The 17,795-nt window shown below is 69.0% G+C and carries 19 protein-coding genes; 16 read left to right on the forward strand and 3 right to left on the reverse strand.

Annotated elements, in window-relative coordinates; translation table 11 throughout:
* Positions 1–27 precede the first annotated feature (27 nt).
* Positions 28–1,386: an MFS transporter gene (locus J7D54_RS04720; protein WP_182764473.1), complete on the forward strand. Its 1,359-nt coding sequence runs from the start codon at positions 28–30 to the stop codon at positions 1,384–1,386.
* Here the strand turns inward: J7D54_RS04720 and J7D54_RS04725 are convergent.
* A complete protein-coding gene (locus tag J7D54_RS04725; protein WP_182764472.1) occupies positions 1,368–2,477 on the reverse strand; it encodes a serine/threonine-protein kinase in 1,110 nt (369 codons plus the stop codon). The genes J7D54_RS04720 and J7D54_RS04725 overlap by 19 nt on opposite strands.
* A gap of 69 nt (positions 2,478–2,546) precedes the next feature.
* Between J7D54_RS04725 and J7D54_RS04730 the strand changes: the two genes are divergently transcribed.
* The 3 genes from J7D54_RS04730 (at position 2,547) to J7D54_RS04740 (ending at position 6,151) form a co-directional block, all read left to right on the forward strand.
* On the forward strand, positions 2,547–3,398 hold the full coding sequence (locus tag J7D54_RS04730) for an RDD family protein (RefSeq protein ID WP_182764471.1): 852 nt from the start codon (positions 2,547–2,549) through the stop codon (positions 3,396–3,398).
* A 10-nt stretch (positions 3,399–3,408) separates the two neighbouring features.
* Positions 3,409–5,559 carry a 4-alpha-glucanotransferase gene (malQ, locus tag J7D54_RS04735; RefSeq protein WP_182764470.1) on the forward strand — a complete coding sequence of 717 codons (2,151 nt, stop codon included), beginning with the start codon at positions 3,409–3,411 and terminating at the stop codon, positions 5,557–5,559.
* A 73-nt stretch (positions 5,560–5,632) separates the two neighbouring features.
* Positions 5,633–6,151 (forward strand): hypothetical protein, encoded by a 519-nt coding sequence (locus tag J7D54_RS04740; RefSeq protein WP_182764469.1) that lies wholly within the window; start codon positions 5,633–5,635, stop codon positions 6,149–6,151.
* Between the two features lie 9 nt (positions 6,152–6,160).
* On the opposite strand, the gene J7D54_RS04745 is transcribed toward J7D54_RS04740, so the two are convergent.
* A complete protein-coding gene (locus J7D54_RS04745) occupies positions 6,161–6,790 on the reverse strand; it encodes a YbaB/EbfC family nucleoid-associated protein (protein ID WP_182764468.1) in 630 nt (209 codons plus the stop codon).
* A gap of 53 nt (positions 6,791–6,843) precedes the next feature.
* Between J7D54_RS04745 and J7D54_RS04750 the strand changes: the two genes are divergently transcribed.
* Complete coding sequence (locus tag J7D54_RS04750; RefSeq protein WP_182764467.1) at positions 6,844–7,170, forward strand: hypothetical protein; 327 nt, start codon at positions 6,844–6,846, stop codon at positions 7,168–7,170.
* On the forward strand, positions 7,167–8,036 hold the full coding sequence (locus J7D54_RS04755) for a WXG100 family type VII secretion target (protein ID WP_182764466.1): 870 nt from the start codon (positions 7,167–7,169) through the stop codon (positions 8,034–8,036). Before J7D54_RS04750 ends, J7D54_RS04755 begins: the two co-directional genes overlap by 4 nt.
* 5 nt (positions 8,037–8,041) lie before the next feature.
* On the opposite strand, the gene J7D54_RS04760 is transcribed toward J7D54_RS04755, so the two are convergent.
* Positions 8,042–9,466 carry a nicotinate phosphoribosyltransferase gene (locus tag J7D54_RS04760; protein WP_371811079.1) on the reverse strand — a complete coding sequence of 475 codons (1,425 nt, stop codon included), beginning with the start codon at positions 9,464–9,466 and terminating at the stop codon, positions 8,042–8,044.
* Here J7D54_RS04760 and clpS point away from each other — a divergent pair.
* The 10 genes from clpS (at position 9,425) to J7D54_RS04810 (ending at position 17,785) form a co-directional block, all read left to right on the forward strand.
* Entirely contained in the window at positions 9,425–9,718 is a 294-nt protein-coding gene (clpS, locus tag J7D54_RS04765) for an ATP-dependent Clp protease adapter ClpS (RefSeq protein ID WP_182764464.1), read from the forward strand. The genes J7D54_RS04760 and clpS overlap by 42 nt on opposite strands.
* Positions 9,715–10,314 carry a DUF2017 family protein gene (locus J7D54_RS04770; protein WP_076060363.1) on the forward strand — a complete coding sequence of 200 codons (600 nt, stop codon included), beginning with the start codon at positions 9,715–9,717 and terminating at the stop codon, positions 10,312–10,314. Before clpS ends, J7D54_RS04770 begins: the two co-directional genes overlap by 4 nt.
* A 9-nt stretch (positions 10,315–10,323) precedes the next feature.
* A complete protein-coding gene (locus tag J7D54_RS04775; RefSeq protein ID WP_182764463.1) occupies positions 10,324–11,751 on the forward strand; it encodes a tyrosine phenol-lyase in 1,428 nt (475 codons plus the stop codon).
* Between the two features lie 98 nt (positions 11,752–11,849).
* Positions 11,850–12,659 (forward strand): glutamate racemase, encoded by an 810-nt coding sequence (gene murI, locus J7D54_RS04780; RefSeq protein ID WP_182764462.1) that lies wholly within the window; start codon positions 11,850–11,852, stop codon positions 12,657–12,659.
* Between the two features lie 245 nt (positions 12,660–12,904).
* Positions 12,905–13,630: a ribonuclease PH gene (gene rph, locus J7D54_RS04785; RefSeq protein ID WP_076060371.1), complete on the forward strand. Its 726-nt coding sequence runs from the start codon at positions 12,905–12,907 to the stop codon at positions 13,628–13,630.
* Complete coding sequence (gene rdgB / locus J7D54_RS04790) at positions 13,627–14,235, forward strand: RdgB/HAM1 family non-canonical purine NTP pyrophosphatase (protein WP_182764461.1); 609 nt, start codon at positions 13,627–13,629, stop codon at positions 14,233–14,235. Before rph ends, rdgB begins: the two co-directional genes overlap by 4 nt.
* A 1-nt stretch (position 14,236) precedes the next feature.
* Positions 14,237–15,049, forward strand: coding sequence for a thymidylate synthase (locus tag J7D54_RS04795; protein ID WP_182764460.1), 813 nt, complete (start codon positions 14,237–14,239; stop codon positions 15,047–15,049).
* Positions 15,050–15,072: 23 nt separating this feature from the next.
* Positions 15,073–15,888: a DUF1707 domain-containing protein gene (locus tag J7D54_RS04800; protein ID WP_182764459.1), complete on the forward strand. Its 816-nt coding sequence runs from the start codon at positions 15,073–15,075 to the stop codon at positions 15,886–15,888.
* Positions 15,885–16,370, forward strand: coding sequence for a dihydrofolate reductase (locus tag J7D54_RS04805; RefSeq protein ID WP_182764458.1), 486 nt, complete (start codon positions 15,885–15,887; stop codon positions 16,368–16,370). Before J7D54_RS04800 ends, J7D54_RS04805 begins: the two co-directional genes overlap by 4 nt.
* A 41-nt stretch (positions 16,371–16,411) precedes the next feature.
* Entirely contained in the window at positions 16,412–17,785 is a 1,374-nt protein-coding gene (locus J7D54_RS04810) for a DNA polymerase IV (protein WP_182764457.1), read from the forward strand.
* Positions 17,786–17,795 lie beyond the last annotated feature (10 nt).

Genomic DNA, 17,795 nt, shown 5'->3' on the forward strand with positions numbered 1-17,795 from the left:
ACAATGGGGCGCGGCCAAGGAGGTTTCATGACGCAGGGACGGTGGGCGCTCATCGTGGGCATCATGCTGAGCGTCTTCGCGGTCGCCTTCCAGGCCATCGGCATCGCGACGGCGTTGCCCACCGTCATGGAGGACCTGGGCGCCGCCGTCCTGTACCCCTGGGCCTTCACCACCTTCGTGTCGGGCATGCTGTTGGCCGTCATCGTGGCCGGCCGGGTCACGGATCGGCGCGGCCCGTCGCTCCCCATCTATGTGGGCTTCGCGCTGTTCGGCATCGGGCTGGTGATGGGCTGGCTCGCTCCGTCGGTGTGGGTGCTGCTCGCCGGCCGCGTCGTCCAGGGCCTGGGTGCCGGCGCGCTCAACCTCACGCTGATGGTGATCGTCGCGCACGGGTTCCGGCCCGAGGACCGCCCCAAGGCCATGGCGTTGGTGTCGTTCTGTTGGCTGCTCCCGGCCTTCGTCGGCCCGCCCATCGCCGCCTGGCTGACGCTGACCAACTGGCGGCTGGTCTTCGCAGTGATGGTGCCGCTGATGGTCATCGCGTTCGCCATCACGTTGCCCGGGCTGCGGCGCGTCCAGGCGGAGTTCCACGGCGACGGCGACGTGCCGCCCGTCCCGGTCGCCGCCACCATCGCGGTGACGCTGGCGCCGTCGTTCATCCTGCTCGCCGGCCAGCCGCTGGGGCTCTGGCGTTGGGTCTCTGCCACCGCGGGTGTGGCCGCGTTGGCCTGGGGGCTCAAGCGCATCATCGCGCCCAAGGCTTTGGGGTTCGGGCCCGGTATCCCGAGCATCGTCCTGGCCCGCGCCACCCAGGCGGGCGCCTTCTTCGCGGCCGAGACCATCGTGCTGGTCACGCTCCAGCACCTGCGCGGCTACACGCCGTTCCAGGTGGGCCTCGCGCTCACCGTCGGCAGCCTCGGGTGGACCCTCGCGTCGTGGTTGCAGGCGCAGCGCTGGGTGCCCCTCAGCCGAGACGCCTTCATCACGCTGGGGGCGGCACTCTCGGCGTTCGGGATCGCGACGCTGGTGGCTTTCGCCTGGTACGCCGGGATGCCGCTGGCGGCCGCGCTGGCCGGGTGGATCGTCGCAGGGCTGGGCATGGGGCTCACGATGCCCAGCAGCTCCGTGGCGGTGATGGGGTTGTCGTCGCAGTTCGAGCAGGGGCGGCACCAGTCGTCGCTCCAACTGGCCGAATCGGTCGGTAACTCCGTGGTGACCGCGGTCGCCGGCGGCATCTACACCGCGCTGCTGTTTGGGGAGCCGAGGAAGCTCAGCTACACGGTGTCACTCGGTGCGGTGCTGCTCCTCGCGGTGGCGGCCATTGCGCTCAGCCGACGCATCGGTTGGATCGAGAACGAGTTGCGTGCTCAGCGCGTGAGCACGTAGATGGTCAGCCAGATCGTCAGGCCGAGCAGGAGCATGGCGGAACTGGTGACCCACACGTAGAACCACGGCGAGTGTGTCTCGACCGACTTCTTCGGGGCGTAGCGACCGCGGCCGATGTAGTTGTCCAGCATGGAGGCCGGGGTCTCGCTGCGAGAAGGGAGACTGCCACCGTTCTGCCTGCCGCCGCTGATCAGGGCGCCCATGGGCTGCGGCGCGGAGGGCATCTGCCCGATCACCGCCGTCGTCGAGGTGATGGGCCGCGGCTGGTACGAGTCGCCGCCGGGGAGCTTGTCCGCCAAGCGGTCCAGCACCTCCGCGAACTGGGCGGCGGTCTGGGGGCGCCGGTTGGGATCCGGCGAGAGGGCCGAGGCCATCAGCTGGTCCAGCAGTTCCGGGGCGCCGATCTGGTCCGCGATGGCGGCCGGGCCGATGGTGTGGTTGCGGCTGAGCAACTCCGCGAGCGTCTTGACCGGGAACGGCGGGCGTCCTGTCAGCAGGGCGTAGGTGACGCAGGCCAGCGAGTAGATGTCCGAGCGCTGGTCCAGCTGCGACGAGTTGGCCTGTTCCAGCGCCATGTAGGCGGGGGTGCCGGCCGTCATGGTGTCGCGGTACTCGTCCAGCAGCGACTTCGCCACGCCGAGATCTGCGAGCATCACCCGCACGCCGCCAGACGAGTTCGTGAGCAGGATGTTGCCGGGCGTGATGTCGCGGTGCACCAGTTGGTTGCGGTGCAGCACCTCGAGCGCGCGGGCGGCCTCGGCGCAGAGCCGTAGCGCCAGGCCGGGAGCCACCATGCGCTTGCGCAACTGCTCCAGCGACCCGCCGTTGGCGAGGTCCATCACGAAGTAGGGCTGCCCCCGGTCCGTGGTGCCGATGTCGTAGACCCGCACGATGCGTTCATCCGAGATCCGGCGCAGGAGGCGCGCCTCCGCCAGGAAACGGGCGCGCACATCGTCGTTGGTGGCCCAGTTATCGGCGAGCACCTTGACGGCCACCGGCACGTCGAGCGTGTCGTCCTGGCCGCGGTAGACGGTGGCGAAAGACCCGGACCCGATACGTCCGGTGATCCTGTAGCGCCCGATCATCTCCATTGCGATAAGCATTCTCCCCTAAAAACAAGCCGCCGGGGAAGTCCGCTGATCTCTGGCATCCTTGGAACCATGACGAATACCCCGCAGCAGCCCCCCGCCGGTTGGTACCCGGATCCCGCCGGATCCGGGGGTGAGAGGTTCTGGGACGGCGTTGCATGGTCGCAGTCCACCCGGGACAAGGCGGCTCCCGAGGCAGCGCCGGGCGCAGCCCCCGGTGGGTCGGCCGGGGCGTCCGGCTACGGCGCGACGCAGTCCTACGCCGGCCCCCCACAGCAGCGGGAGCAGCCCCAGCAGCAGTACAGCCAGCAGCCCTACGGGCAGCAGCCCCAGTACGGACAGCAGCCCTATCAACCGCAGTACGGGCAGCAGCCCTACGGCGGCGTGCAGGGCTACGGCGCCGGCTACGGAGCGCAGCAGCTGCCGCGTCCGGCCGGTTTCTGGTGGCGCGTGCTGGGCTTCATCATCGACGGCCTCGTCATCATGATCCCCAACTGGCTGGTGGGCGCTGCCACCGGCATCACGGCGCGCGCCACGGGCGCGATGGAGCAGTGGTTCCGCGACCTGATGGTCTGGTCCGAGAGCCAGACCACAGCGCCGCCGGACCTCCCGGCGGACTTCAATGAGGCGGTCCTCATCTTGTCCCTCATCCAAGTGGCGGTGTGGGCGGTGTACCGCATCGCCATGTACGCCTGGAAGAGCGCCACGCTCGGACAGATGGCCATCGGTGCCCGCACGGTGCCCGCCGCCAATCCGGACGCCAAGATGGGCTGGGGCACGATCGTCCTGCGCTCCATCGTGTCGCCAGTGCTCTACGCGCTGTCCTTCATCGGGCTCATCAACGGGCTCTTCGCGGCCTTCACCCCGCGCAAGCAGACACTCGCAGACCTCATCGCGCGCACCGTCGTCCTGAAGATCCGTTAGGGTCGTTGCGGTGAGCGACGTGTACCCAGGGCTTGCCCAGCTGGCGGAGAAGTTCGGCATCGCCCAGGAATTCTGGGATTGGAAGGGCCGCCACCAGGCCATTCCGGCCGAGACCATCATCGAGGTGCTCCGCGCCTTCGAGATCGACGCCTCCACCCCGCAGGCGGCCGACGACGCGCTCACCCGGCTGGAGGACGACCGCTGGCGCCGCACCCTCCCCGCGTGCACCGTGGCGGAAGAGGGCCAGGGCATCCACGTCGACGTGCACGTCCCCGCCGGGACCTCCGTCGAGATCTCGGTGCGGCTGGAATCCGGCGAGACCCGCACCACGTGGCAGTCGGAGAACGCCAGACCGGACCGGTGGGTCGACGGTGCACCCATCGGGGAGGCGACCTTCTGGCTGGGCGACGACCTGCCCATCGGTTACCACGAGATCGTGGCGCACACCGTCGCCGGCAAGCACCGGTCGTCGCTGATCATCACGCCGAGCTTCGTCGGCTTCCCCACGCGCATGCGCGGCGACCGGATCTGGGGCTACGGCACCCAGCTGTACTCGGTCACCTCCTCGCGTTCCTGGGGCATCGGCGACCTGGGCGACCTGGCAGACCTCATCACCTGGTCCGGCACGCGCCAGTTCGCCGGCTACGTGCTGATCAACCCGCTCCACGCGGCTGAGCCGGCACCCCCGATCGAGCCGTCGCCGTACCTGCCCGCCAGCCGCCGGTTCATCAACCCCATCTACATCCACCCCGAATCCATCCCCGAGTACGCCACCCTCGGCAAGGACGAGCGCAAGCGGATCAAGCTGTTGCTGGAGCAGGCGCAGGAGGCGGCCGACACCTCCGGCATCGTGGACCGCAACGCCATCTGGCCGTTGAAGCTCGAGGCCCTGCGGATCATCCACGGGGCGGGCATGCGCCCGGCCAGGCACATCGCGTTCCAGGACTTCCGCGGCCGCGAGGGCATCGGCCTGCGGTTCTTCGCACTCTGGAGCGCACTGAGCATCGAGTTCGGTCAGTTCTGGGCGGAGTGGCCGGAGGCCTACCGCTCGCCCTCGTCGCCCGCGGTGGCTGCCTTCGCGGAGGCGAACGCCGAGGAGGTGGACTTCTTCGAGTGGCTGCAGTGGGTGGCGCAGACGCAGGTGTCCGCCGCCCAGACCGTCGCCGACGAGGTGGGCATGCCGGTGGGCATCGTCACAGACCTCGCCGTCGGCGTGCACCGCTACGGCGCCGAGACGTGGATGATGCCTGACGTGTTCGCCCAAGGCATGAGCGTCGGGGCACCGCCGGACCAGTACAACCAGTCGGGGCAGGACTGGGGCCAGCCGCCCTGGCGCCCTGACCGGCTCGAGGAACTGGCCTACGAACCGTTCCGTGCCATGGTGGCGGCGGCGTTGCGCCGCGTCGGTGGCCTGCGGGTGGACCACATCATCGGCATGTTCCGCCTGTGGTGGGTGCCGCAGGGGCTGGGCCCCACCGCAGGCACCTACGTGCGCAACAACCACGAGGCCATGATCGGCATCCTGGCGTTGGAGGCGCAGCGCGCCCAGGCACTCGTCGTCGGGGAAGACCTCGGCACGGTGGAGCCCTGGGTGCGCGACTACCTCTCACGCCGTGGGCTCCTCGGCACCTCGGTGCTGTGGTTCGAATCCGGGCTGCAGGGGGAACCGCTCGACGCCCAGTGGTGGCGCGAGTACTGCATGGCCTCGGTCACCACTCACGACCTTCCGCCGACGCTGGGCTACCTCGCCGGCGACCACGTCCGGCTCCGGCATGACCTGGGGCTGCTCACGGAGCCGCTCGAGACCGAACTCGCCGCGGCGCAGCAGGAGCAGGCTGACTGGGTGACCAAGCTCATCGTCGACGGCCTGCTGGATCCCGCGCACCGCGACGACCCCGTCGAGGTCATGCTCGCGCTGCACCAATTCCTGCTGCGAACGCCGTCGAAGGTGCTGCTCGCGGCCCTCGCCGACGCGGTGGGGGAGCGCCGGGCCCAGAACCAGCCGGGCACCATCAACGAGTACCCGAACTGGCGGGTACCGCTGGGCGACGCCACCGGGCATCGCCTGGACCTGGCGGAGATCTTCCAGGCCGAGCTGCCTCGACGCCTGGCCGCGGTGATGAACGGGGTCGACAGCCAGCCCGAGTCGCGCTGGGGCTGACCCCTGGGTGAGCACGCATCCTGCGCCCTGTGGTGCGGCATACTCGGGCCAGTCGTTGAACGGAAGGTGCCCCATGTTTGATCCCGTGAAGATCTACGCGGACGAGTTCGCCCGGGTCCTCGAGCCGGGGGAACGCATCGTGGCTGCGCCGTACGTCGCCTACATGGCGGGCAGCGAGCAGACCGGCCCCGAGGACAATGTCGTCACGTTCGACATCATCGACGGTTTGACCGTGCCCCGGTGGAACCGGGCCGCCGAGTCAGCCATCTCCGGCCTGACGCTGAACGGCTCGCAGGCATCCCTGGCCGCCGACGTGGCGCGGGCTTTCGACGGACACGCCCACCTGGTGTTGACCGACGCGCGGGTGCTCGCCGTCGACCTGCCGGTGAACGGCACCCCCGTCGTCAAGGGCGCCTGGCCGCTCGATGCGGTGGCGGAGATCCGGCACGACCCACGGCTGGGGCAGCACGGCCGGCTGCGGCTCACGATGTCGGACGGCTCGATGGTGCGGCTCGTCGCAGGCCTGTTCTTCTGGCGGCGCGCCCAGCGGCTCGTCACGGCGTGGCGTGAGCTTGTCGGCCTCCCGCGGTAACAGGCTGCGCTAGCTGAGCTTGCGCAGGATCTCGTTGAGCTGGTCGTCGACGGCGGTGAGGCGTCCTTCCAGGGCAGTCATGTCCGTGTCGAAGTGGCTGAGCAGCTTGTCCAGGGTTTCGCTGAGCGGCTGGGCGTCGTCGCGCCCCACCTGCGACGAGGCGAGCGCCCGGTTCGCGGCCGCGGGCACCTGGGCAAGGGTCTCCGGCCGCACGTCCTGTACGTAGCAGGCCGTGAGACGGCGCGTCCTCGCGTCGACCTGAATGACCACCGCGCCGTCGTCAGAGGCTCCTTCGAAGGTGCGCAGCACGTCTCCCACCGGAGGCGCATCGTCGTCGGGCAGCACCCCCGTCTCGAACACCGCCCGGAGTTGCGGGGAGAGCAGGCTGCCGGATTCGACGCGGCTCTCGATGTCGCGCTCGGCGTTGGCCAGTGCGTCGTTGATGGCCTGCACGAGGGCCGTCCCGGCCTGGGCAGGCCGCTCCACGGGCCCGGCGTCGGTGGACAGCACCGACAGGCCGCCGTCGACGACGGCCGTGGCCGAGCCGTCCTGGCTGTGGCCGGTGTAGGTGGCCTCGGCGAGTGCCATCAGTTCCCTCAACTGGGGGCTGTCGAGAGCATCGCGTGGGAAATCAGACATGAGGGAATTGAAGCATGACCAGGGGTGGACCCGGCGTGACGTACGTTAGGCCGGTGACAGATTTCGCTGTGAGTTACCCGGACCTACGCGCCGCCGGAGAGCGTTTCGGCGAGATGCACGCCACAGCCAGTGACCAGGTGTCGACGCTGGGCTCGGTGCAGCTGACCCAGGCAGACTTCGGACGCGTCCCATGGTTGCAGACGCGCATCTTCGAGTCCTTCCAGGAGCACACCGCCGAGTGCACCACCGTCCTGCAGGAACTGGCTGACGTGCTGGGCTCCACGTCGGATGGGCTCCAGTTGTCCGCGGAGTCGTACGAGGCGATCGACACCGCCGCCACGGAGGCCATCAACAACTTCTTCGGGGAGGCCGGGCAGTGACCGAGTACAACAACTCCCTGGACTCCTGGTACCAGCAGTGCCCCTGGCCCGTGCAGCAGGTGCTCGAATGGCCCTACCAGAAGACCTCTGAGGCGCTGCGCTGGATCACGGGCGATCCCAACAGGGTCGCCGGCTACGCGCCCACCTACGACGCCATCGCCCAACGGGTACAGCAGCTTGGGGCGGAGGTGGAATCGGCGCGGGCCGGCATCGGGATGTGGGATGGCCAGGCACGGATGGCGTTCGACGCGAAGATGCGGCAGGTGCGGCAGAATCTCGAGTCGCTGGCGCCGGCGATCTCGCAGACGCAGGAGATCCTGCGCTCGGCCGCGGAGACCAGCGTCAGCTGCGCCAACCTGATCTTGGACATCATCCGCGGGGTCATCGAGTTCCTGGTGTCATCCCTGGCGGTGGCGGGGGCGTTGGCCGTCTTCACCGCCGGCGCGTCCGCAGTCGCCTGGGTCGCCGCGAACCTGGCCAAGGGTGCGCAGGCGTTGGCCACTGTGCTGAAGGGGGTCGAGCGGGCCGCCAAGGTGCTCCAGGCGCTGGCACGTGCCCTGACGAAGATTCAGGCCGTGATGAAGAAGGTCGCCGACGTCCTCAAGGCCATCCGCGAGCTGTTCCTGGCCATCCAGAAGGCCAAGAAGGGCGCCGGGCTGGTGGACAAGGCACTGCTCACCGCGCTGGCCGCCCCCATCAAGATCCCCACCACCCTGGCGGGCAACGCCGCGCTCGGCGGAGTCAGCGCCGTGACGGGGGTGCCGGGCCTGTCCATGCCCGGCGGCGTCGGCGAGGTGCTCAACGCCGGAGGTGACGCCACCGACGCCGTCGGAAGTTCCAACGAGGCGGTGGGTGCCGCCCGCTGACCGCGTCAGAGGTTCGTGACGATCGGTGCGGCCTGGTACGGGTTGGTCGTCACATCGCCGGCGGCGTCCAGGATGACGGTCTCCAGCGCCGGGTCTCCCTTCGAGATCCGCAGGGCGGACAGCGGCAACTCAGCCAGTGATTCGCGGTGGCGGCGACGGGCGTCGTCGAGCGTGGCGTGGTGCACCAGCTTTCCGTCCTGGTAGATGGGCACCAGGAGTTCGCGGTCGTTGCCGTCGTTGACCGGCGGGGTGCCCAGCCCGATCACCTCGGATTCGGCCCGCCCGTCGGAGCCCAGCCGGCGCATGGCGAACTTGCGGCCGCCCAGAGTGTTCTTGCCCTTGGACTTCTTACCGACCGGCACCCACGGGGCGTCGGGCGCCTCGGATTCAGCGCGGGCCACCAGCTTGTAGACGAAGCCGCACGTGGGGTGGCCGGAGCCGGTCACCAGCGACGTGCCGACGCCGTAACCGTCGACGGGGGAGCCCTGCAACTGCGCGATCTGCCATTCGTCGAGGTCTGAGGTGACCATGATCTTCGTGGCGGTGGCGCCGAGGTCGTCGAGGAGGTCTCGCGCCTGGCGGGCCATGATGGCGAGATCGCCGGAATCCAGGCGGATGGACCCGAGCCGGCCTTCCGTCAGCTCGACGCCCAGCCGGATGGCGGCCTCGACGTCGTAGGTGTCGACGAGCAGCGTGGTGTTGTCGCCCAGCGTGGCCAGTTGGGCGCGGAACGCGTCCTCTTCCGTGTCGTGCAGCAGCGTGAACGAGTGGGCGGCGGTGCCGATCGTCGGGATGCCGTGGGTGCGGCCCGCCTCGAGGTTCGACGTGGATGCGAAGCCCGCCACGTATGCGGCCCGGGCGGCGGCGACGGCTGAATATTCCTGCGTTCGGCGGGCGCCCATTTCCGCGCAGGACCGGTTGCCGGCCATCGCGGTCATCCGTGAAGCGGCGGCGGCGATGGCGGAATCGTGGTTGTAGATGCTGAGCAGGACGGTCTCCAGGAGCACCGCCTCGGCGAAGGTGCCCTCGACCGACAGGACGGGGGAGCCCGGGAAGTACACCTCTCCCTCGGGATAGCCCCAGATGTCGCCGGTGAACCGGTAGGTGGCGAGGTACTCGGCCAACTCGTCGTGGATGATGTTCTTCCCCAACAGGAAGCTGAGCTCTTCGTCGCCGAAGCGGAAGTTCTCGATGGCATCGATGGCGCGCCCCAGGCCGGCCACGACGCCGTAGCGGCGACCTTCGGGGAGGCGACGGGTGAACAGGTCGAACAGACTCCGCCGCTGCGCGGTGCCGGCGTTCATCGCCGCCTGCACCATCGTCAGCTCGTAATGATCGGTCAGCAGGGCTGTGGTCATGCGCTTCAGCGTAGTGGCAGAGTAGGGGGCATGAGCCAAGCACCAGCAGGAGGGGTTGAGGTCGTCGAGCAACCCACGGAGTCGCCGTTGAGCGCCGCGCCGTGGGTCACCATCGTGTGGGATGACCCGGTCAACCTGATGAGCTACGTCACCTACGTGTTCCAGGAGTACTTCAAGTACCCGTTGGAGAAGGCGGAGGAGCTCATGCTGCGCGTGCACCACGAAGGCAAAGCTGTGGTCTCCAGCGGCAACCGAGAAGCCATGGAACGCGACGTGCTGGCCATGCAGGGGTACAACCTGTGGGCCACGATGGAGCAGTCGTGACCCTGGAGCCTGAGGACATCGTCTGGGAATTCGACGGCGCGGACGGCCGCGACAAGGGGCTGGCCTCCATGGTGCGGTTCTACACCCAGCACCTGGAGGAGCTCCTCCCCGCCGAGAGCGACGACCCGTTCGAGCAGATCGTCGCCGACATGTCCGACGACCCCACCAACCGCATGCTCGCCAACCCCCGCCTCGCCCGGCTGTTCCCGGCCGCGCTGGGCGACGCGAAGCAGACGGACGAGTTCTGGCGCGACTCCATCCACGCCCAGACGAGGGCGCGGATCGAGGCGGCCCAAGTGGTCGTCGACAATCTGGACGCCTACCACGACTACATCCCGGTGACGCTCGGCGCGGTCGACGACTGGGCCCGGACCCTGGGCGCGCTGCGGCTGTTCTGGTGGGCGGAACTGGCCGGCACCGAGCGGCTGGCCCGGCCGACGCCGGCGGTCGCCTCCGCGAATCCCGGCCTGGTGGACCTCGTCGAATGGCTGGGTTACATCCTGGAGGACCTCATCGACTCGCGGGAGCGCTGCCTGCGCACCGGGTCGGTGTACGACCCCGACGATTACGAACCATTGACAGGCCCGGACGCCTAGGATCGGTGGATGCCAGGAGACGCGAAACCACCCAGCTCCCTGCACACCATGGGACAGCAGCAGGACCGACGCAGCTGGGCTGAGCCCTACCGGATCAAGATGGTGGAGCCGCTGCGCATGACCACCGCCGAGGAGCGGAAGCAGGCGCTCGCGGAGGCCGGGTTCAACACCTTCCTGCTGCGCTCGCGGGACGTGTACATCGACCTGCTGACGGACTCCGGCACCAACGCGATGAGCGACCGCCAATGGGCCGGCATCATGCTGGGCGACGAGGCCTACGCAGGCAGCGAGAACTTCTACCACCTCGAACAGACCGTGCGGGAATGCTACGGCTGGGAGTACCTGGTGCCCACCCACCAGGGGCGCGGCGCGGAGAACCTGCTGTCCCAGAGCCTCATCAAGCCGGGGGACCACGTGCCCGGCAACATGTACTTCACCACCACCCGCTTCCACCAGGAGCGCGCCGGTGCCACCTTCCACGACATCATCATCGACGAGGCGCACGATTCGCACTCGCTGCACCCGTTCAAGGGCAACGTCGACCTGGAGAAGCTCTCCACGTTGATCGACGAGGTGGGCGCCGACAAGATTCCGTACGTCTGCGTCGCGGCGACGGTGAACATGGCTGGCGGGCAGCCCATCTCCATGGCGAACCTGCGTGCCGTCCGCGAACTCACCCAGCAGCACGGCATCCCGATCTACCTGGACGCCACCCGCGCGATGGAGAACGCCCTGTTCATCCAGGAGCGCGAGGAGGGCTACGCGGGCAAGCCGATCGCCGAGATCCTGCGGGAGTTCTGTTCGCACACCGACGGCGCCACGATGTCCGGCAAGAAGGACCCGCTGGTCAACATCGGCGGCTGGCTGAGCACCAACAACCGCGAACTCTTCGAGGAGGCGCGCAACCTGGTGGTCGTCTACGAGGGCCTCCACACGTACGGCGGCATGGCTGGACGCGACATGGAGGCCATGGCGATCGGCATCCGTGAGGCGCTCAACGACGACTACATGAAGAGCCGCATCGGCCAGGTCCGGTACCTCGGCGCCCTCCTGGAGCAGTGGGGCATCCCGTTCGTGAAACCGGTGGGCGGCCACGCCATCTTCCTCGACGCGCGAGACTTCTATCCGCACCTGGCGCAGGACCAGTTCCCCGGCCAGACCCTGGCCGCGGAGCTGTATCTCGAGTCCGGGATCCGGGCCATGGAACGGGGCATCGTGTCGGCCGGCCGTGACGCCGTGACCGGTGAGAACCACCGTCCGAAGCTGGAGCTGACGCGCCTCACCATCCCGCGGCGGGTCTACACGCAGGCGCACATGGATGTGGTGGCCGAATCGGTGAAGGCCTGCTTCGACCACCGCGAATCCGTGAGTGGGCTCAGGATGGTCCACGAGCCCCGGTACCTGCGCTTCTTCCAGGCTCGCTTCGAACCCCTCTGAGTTCCCCAACGATGTGGGCGTGCAAGCCTCGGTCCAGGGAAGGGCCCTGCACACCCACATAGTTGGAGGATTGGGGCAGAGGGCTAGAATCACCGCTCGTGACCAGCATCGAACAACCCATCGGCGTCTTCGACTCCGGATTCGGTGGTCTCACCGTCCTCCGCTCGCTGGTCGAGCAGTTGCCCAACGAAGACTTCGTGTACCTCGGCGACACCGCGCGCGCGCCGTACGGCCCCCGGGCCATCGCGGAGGTGCGCAGGTTCGCCCTCCAGGGGCTGGACCACCTCGTGGAGCGCGGCGTCAAGGCGCTCGTCATCGCCTGCAACTCTGCATCCTCCGCCGTGCTGCGCGACGCCCGGGAACGGTACGACGTGCCCATCACCGAGGTCGTCCTGCCCGCCGCGAGCCGCGCGGTCGCCGCCACCCGCAACGGCAGGGTCGGCGTGGTCGCCACGCAGTCGACCGTGAACTCACGCTCCTACGAAGATGCCTTCGCCATCGCGCCCCACATCTCCCTGACCCCGCAGCCCTGCCCGCGTTTCGTGGAATTCGTGGAGGCAGGCATCACCGGCGGCGACGAGTTGCTGGGCATCGCGGAGGAGTACCTGGCCTCCATCAAGAAGGCCCAGGTCGACACGCTGATCCTCGGCTGCACGCATTACCCGCTGCTCCAGGGCCTCATCGGCTACGTGCTGGGCACCGGCGTCACACTGGTCTCGTCGGCGGAGGCCTGCGCCCAGTCGACCTACTCGCAGCTCACCCAGGCGGGCCTGCTGCACCACCAGCCACGGGAGGCGGAGCGCATCTTCCTCACCACGGGAGACGCCCATAACTTCCAGGGAATCGGGCGTAGATTATTGGGTGGCTTCGTCACGGACGCCACCACCGTCGTCATCGACAACGATTGAGGAGATACGCCATGTGCATGAAAGTCACCTGCGCCCGGTGCGGAAAGCCCACCTGGCAGGGCTGCGGAGCCCACATCGAAGAGGCCCTCGAGGGCGTTCCCGTCCCCGAGCGCTGCGACTGCCCCCGCTGACAAAGATCCCTGGTCCTGAGCGCCTCCCAGGGACCACCCGGTGTCGAGCCGGCGTGGTCTCGCGAGGGGTCTCGAAGGACGCCCAAGCACAACCGAGAAGCTAAGTTGGAGCCCATGACTGTGACCCGCATCGACGGCCGCACCACTGATCAACTGCGCCCGGTGCGCATCACCCGAAACTGGCTGGACCACGCGGAAGGTTCCGTGCTCGTCGAGTTCGGCCGCACCCGGGTGCTGGTGGCAGCATCCGTCACCGTCGGGGTGCCGCGCTGGCGCTCCGGTTCGGGCCTCGGCTGGGTGACCGCCGAATACGCCATGCTGCCCCGCGCCACCCACACCCGCTCGGATCGCGAGTCGATCCGCGGCAAGGTGGGCGGCCGCACCCACGAGATCTCCCGCCTCATCGGCCGCTCGCTGCGCGCCGTCGTCGACTACAAGGCGCTGGGCGAGAACACCATCGTCCTCGACTGCGACGTGCTCCAAGCCGACGGCGGCACTCGCACGGCTGCCATCACCGGCGCCTACGTCGCCCTGGCGGATGCCGTCGCCCACCTGCGGGGCCTCGGCGCCCTCGCAGGGGAGCCCCTGACCGACTCCGTCGCCGCGGTCTCCGTCGGCTTCGACAAGGCGGGCACCGCGCTGCTGGACCTCTGTTACGACGAGGACGTGGCCGCCGAGACCGACATGAACATCGTGATGACGGGCTCCGGTAAGTTCATCGAAGTGCAGGGCACCGCCGAGGGCGTGCCGTTCAGCCGCGAGGAGTTGGGGGAGCTGATCGACCTCGGCACCGTCGGCTGCGCCGAACTGACCCGGATTCAGCGCGAGGCGCTGGCGTGACCCGCCCAGACAAGCTGGTGCTGGCCACCAACAACCCGAAGAAGCTCAGAGAACTGCGGCGCATCCTCGAGGGCGCCAGCCTCGACATCGAGGTGCTCGGGCTGGGCGACTTCGAGCGCTACCCCGAACCCGAGGAGGCCGAGCGCACGTTCGAGGGCAACGCCTTCCTCAAGGCCGAGGCGGCCATGCGCGCGACGGGGCTGCTCGCCGTCGCGGACGACTCCGGCCTGGAAGTCGACGAACTCAACGGCATGCCCGGGGTGCGTTCCGCTCGCTGGGCGGGGCCCGCGTGCGATGACGAGGACAACAACGCGCTCCTGCTGGCCCAGCTGGACGGGCTGCCGGACGAGCGCCGCTCCGCCCGGTTCGTCTGCGCCTTGGCCATGGTCGCGCCCGACGGCGAGCGTCGTGTGTGGCACGGCCGGATGCCCGGACGGATCACTGACCAGCCTGCGGGGGAGAACGGCTTCGGCTATGACCCGCTGTTCGTGCCCGCAGGGATGACCGTCACGTCGAGTGAGCTGACGGCGGAGGAGAAGGACTCGATCTCGCACCGCGGCATCGCCGTGCGTGCGTTCGTCGACTACCTCAAGGAACTCGGCTGACATGCGCCAGTACCACCAGCTGCTGCGGCACATCATGGACACCGGCGTCGACAAGTCCGATCGCACCGGCACGGGCACCCGGTCGGTCTTCGGCCACCAGCTTCGCTTCGACCTGCGCGACGGGTTCCCCCTGCTGACCACCAAGAAGGTGCACACCCGCTCCGTCTTCGGCGAGTTGCTGTGGTTCCTGCGCGGCGACACCAACATCGGCTGGCTGCACGACAACGGCATCAGCATCTGGGACGAGTGGGCGGACGCCGACGGAAACCTCGGCCCGGTCTACGGCTACCAGTGGCGCTCCTGGCCCACCCCGGACGGGCACCACGTCGACCAGATCGCCAAGGTCGTCGAGTCGCTGCGCACCAACCCGGATTCGCGTCGCCACATCGTGTCGGCCTGGAACGTGGCGGACGTCGACGACATGGCGCTGCCGCCGTGCCACACGATGTTCCAGTTCTACGTCGCGCCGTCGGCCGACGGCGGCCCCGGCACTCTGAGTTGCCAGCTGTACCAGCGCTCGGCCGACGTGTTCCTCGGCGTGCCGTTCAACATCGCCTCGTACGCCCTGCTCACGCACCTGGTGGCCCAGGTCACGGGACTGCGGGTGGGCGAGTTCGTCCACACCTTCGGCGACGCCCACATCTACTCCAACCACTTCGACCAGGTCGCGGAGCAGTTGGCGCGGGAGTTCCGGCCGCTGCCGGCCCTGCGCCTCAACCCGGATGTGCGAGAGATCGACGCGTTCGAACTGGGCGACATCGTAGTGGAGGGCTACGACCCGCATCCGGCGATCAAGGCACCCATCGCGGTGTGACCCCGCTGAGCTACCCTTCTCGCATGAGTGAACTGCGCCCCCACTTCCCGGAGCGCGACGCCTATCTAGACCGGTTGGCGCAGCACTACGCCGACGGACTCCTGGATGACGCCGACTTCGAGGCGCGCCGCGACATGGTGCTCCAGTCGACCAGCCACGGAGACGCGTTGCGCGCCTTCGACGGGCTGCCGCAGCCGCGTTACCGGGAAGGCACCCGCACCCGACGGCCGGCCGGCCTGGGGCGACGGGGGCTGCTGATCGGCGGGCTCGCCGCGGCTGCAGTGGTCGGCGTCGGTGGCATCGCGTCCTGGGTGTTCGGCGCCCGGTTGGGTTCCCCCATGATGGGGGGACCGATGATGGAGGAGGTCGAGCCCCAGCCGTCCATGGGCGGTGGGGACGTCGAGACCTACGCGATCGACTACGGCGCTCTCGAGGAGACCTTCTTCACGCTGCAGGAGCGTGGCCTGACGCTGATCAGTGAGTTCACCGTCGAGATCGGCGGGGTGACGGGCACTGCGATGTCGCCGAGGGCGCCTGGTGAACTGCGGACCTTCAGCCGGCGGATCGACCGGCCCATGGTCATCTCTGAGGGGTGGGAGGGCGAGGTGCCGCCCGCCGTGGAACTGGAGCCCTGGCAGTCGCTGGTGATGATGAGCATCGAACAGGCGCCGATGGATTTGGGCGGATACGGCCATTCTGACCGTGTCGAGCTCGTGTTCACGGATCGCGGGAGTCCCACGGCACTGGTGACGGTGCTCGCCATTGAGGACCCGCACCCGCTGGGCACCGCGCAGTACGACATCGACGGAAACCTGATCGCTCTGGAGGAGAACCGGTGAGAATCGTCGCTATCGCGGCAGTGGCAGACAACGGGGTCATCGGTTCCGGTGACGACATGCTGTGGCACATCCCGCCGGACTTCCGCCGCTTCAAGGCCGTCACCAGCGGCAACACGCTGATCTTCGGGCGCAGGACGCACGAGCAGATCGGCCGGACGTTGCCGGACCGCCGGATCATCGTCGTGACGCGGGATCCAGAGTGGAGCGACGACGGCGTCGAGGTGGCGCATTCCATCACCGAGGCGCTTGATCTGGCCGCGGAGACGCCGGAGCGCATCTGTTACGTCGGCGGGGGCAGCGAGATCTATGCGGGGGCGTGGCCGTACCTGACGGAACTCGACATCACGCACGTGCACCAGGAGCCTGAGGGCGTGGCCACGTTCCCGCTGATCTCCAGCAACGAATGGACCGAGGTCAGCCGCGAGGTGCACCAGGGCTACGACTTCGCTCAGTACCGCCCAACCCCGTCCGCCGGTTCCTGAGCCAGCCGGCACCGGCTGGTCAGAGACCCCCGAGGATCTCCATGCGCCGTATCCTCCACCTTGACCTCGACGCGTTCTTCGCGGCCGTCGAGCAGCGTGACAAGCCGTCCCTGCGGGGGAAGCCGGTGGTCGTGGGAGGCTCGGGGCCGCGAGGCGTGGTGGCGACGGCGAGCTACGAGGCCAGGAAGTTCGGTGTTCGCTCCGCGATGTCCGGCACCGAGGCGCGACGGCGGGCCTCGCACGCGGCCTTCCTCGGCGGCCGGTTCCAGGCCTACCGGGCGTCGTCGCGGGTGGTGATGGGGCTCCTGCGCGAAGTGTCGCCCCTGGTGGAGCCGTTGAGCCTCGATGAGGCATTCGTCGACCTCGAACCCAGCGACTGGCCCGACGACGAACTGGGCGAGCGTGTCGAATGGTTGCGCGCCGAGCTGGAGCGGCGCACGGAAGGGCTGACCGCCTCGGTGGGGGTGGGTTCCGCGAAGTTCCTGGCCAAGCTGGCCAGCGAAGCCGCCAAGCCGAACGGCCACCGGATCCTGCGGCCCGAGGAGGAACTGGATTTCCTGGCGCCGCTGGCGGTGCGCGCCATCCCCGGCGTTGGCCCAGCGACGGAGCAGAAGCTCGTCGGCATCGGTCTGCACACCATCGAAGACCTGCGCGGGGCCGACCGGAGGGAGCTGGTCAGGGAACTCGGCCAGTCGGCGGGGGAGAGCCTCGCGGAACTCGCCTGGGGCCGCGACCCGAGGCGGGTGCAGCCGCAACGCGACCCGAAGTCGATCTCCACCGAGGACACGTTCGCCGTCGACCTGACCGACCGCGGCCAACTGGAACAGATCCTGCGCCGCGACTCGGCGGACGTGGCCCGACGGCTCACCCGGGCCGGCTTCTTCGCGCGCACCGTCACCCTGAAGGTGCGGTTCGCAGACTTCACGACGCGCACCATCGCCCGCAGCCTCGGGGGCGCCACCGCCGACGGCGCCGAGATCGCCGCCGAAGGCATCAGCCTGCTCGGCGATGTGGACATCCGCGCGGGCGTGCGGCTGTTGGGCATCGGCGTGTCCAATTTCGTGACGGCCGCGCAAGAGAAGCTCTTCGACCTCGGACCTGGGTCTGCGGCCGGCGCCGGCGCCGGCGGCGCCGTCGACGTGACCGAACAGACGGTGGCAGGTGAGGACCCCGAGGCTGTCCCCCTCAGCGGGGTGCGTGGGCAGGGCGGCTTCTATCCCGGTGCCGACGTCGAGCACGACGAACACGGCCGCGGCTGGGTCTGGGGCTCGGGGCTGGGGCGGGTGACGGTGCGGTTCGAGTCGCGGCACAGCGGGCGCGGCCGCATCGCCACGTTCCCCGTCGACGATCCGGCCCTGCACCCGGCAGACCCGGAGCCGCTCGCCTTCCCGTTGCCGGACGAGGACGCTGATTGAGGGGACGGCA

The organism is Tessaracoccus sp. MC1865 (assembly GCF_017815535.1).
GTDB lineage: Bacteria > Actinomycetota > Actinomycetes > Propionibacteriales > Propionibacteriaceae > Arachnia.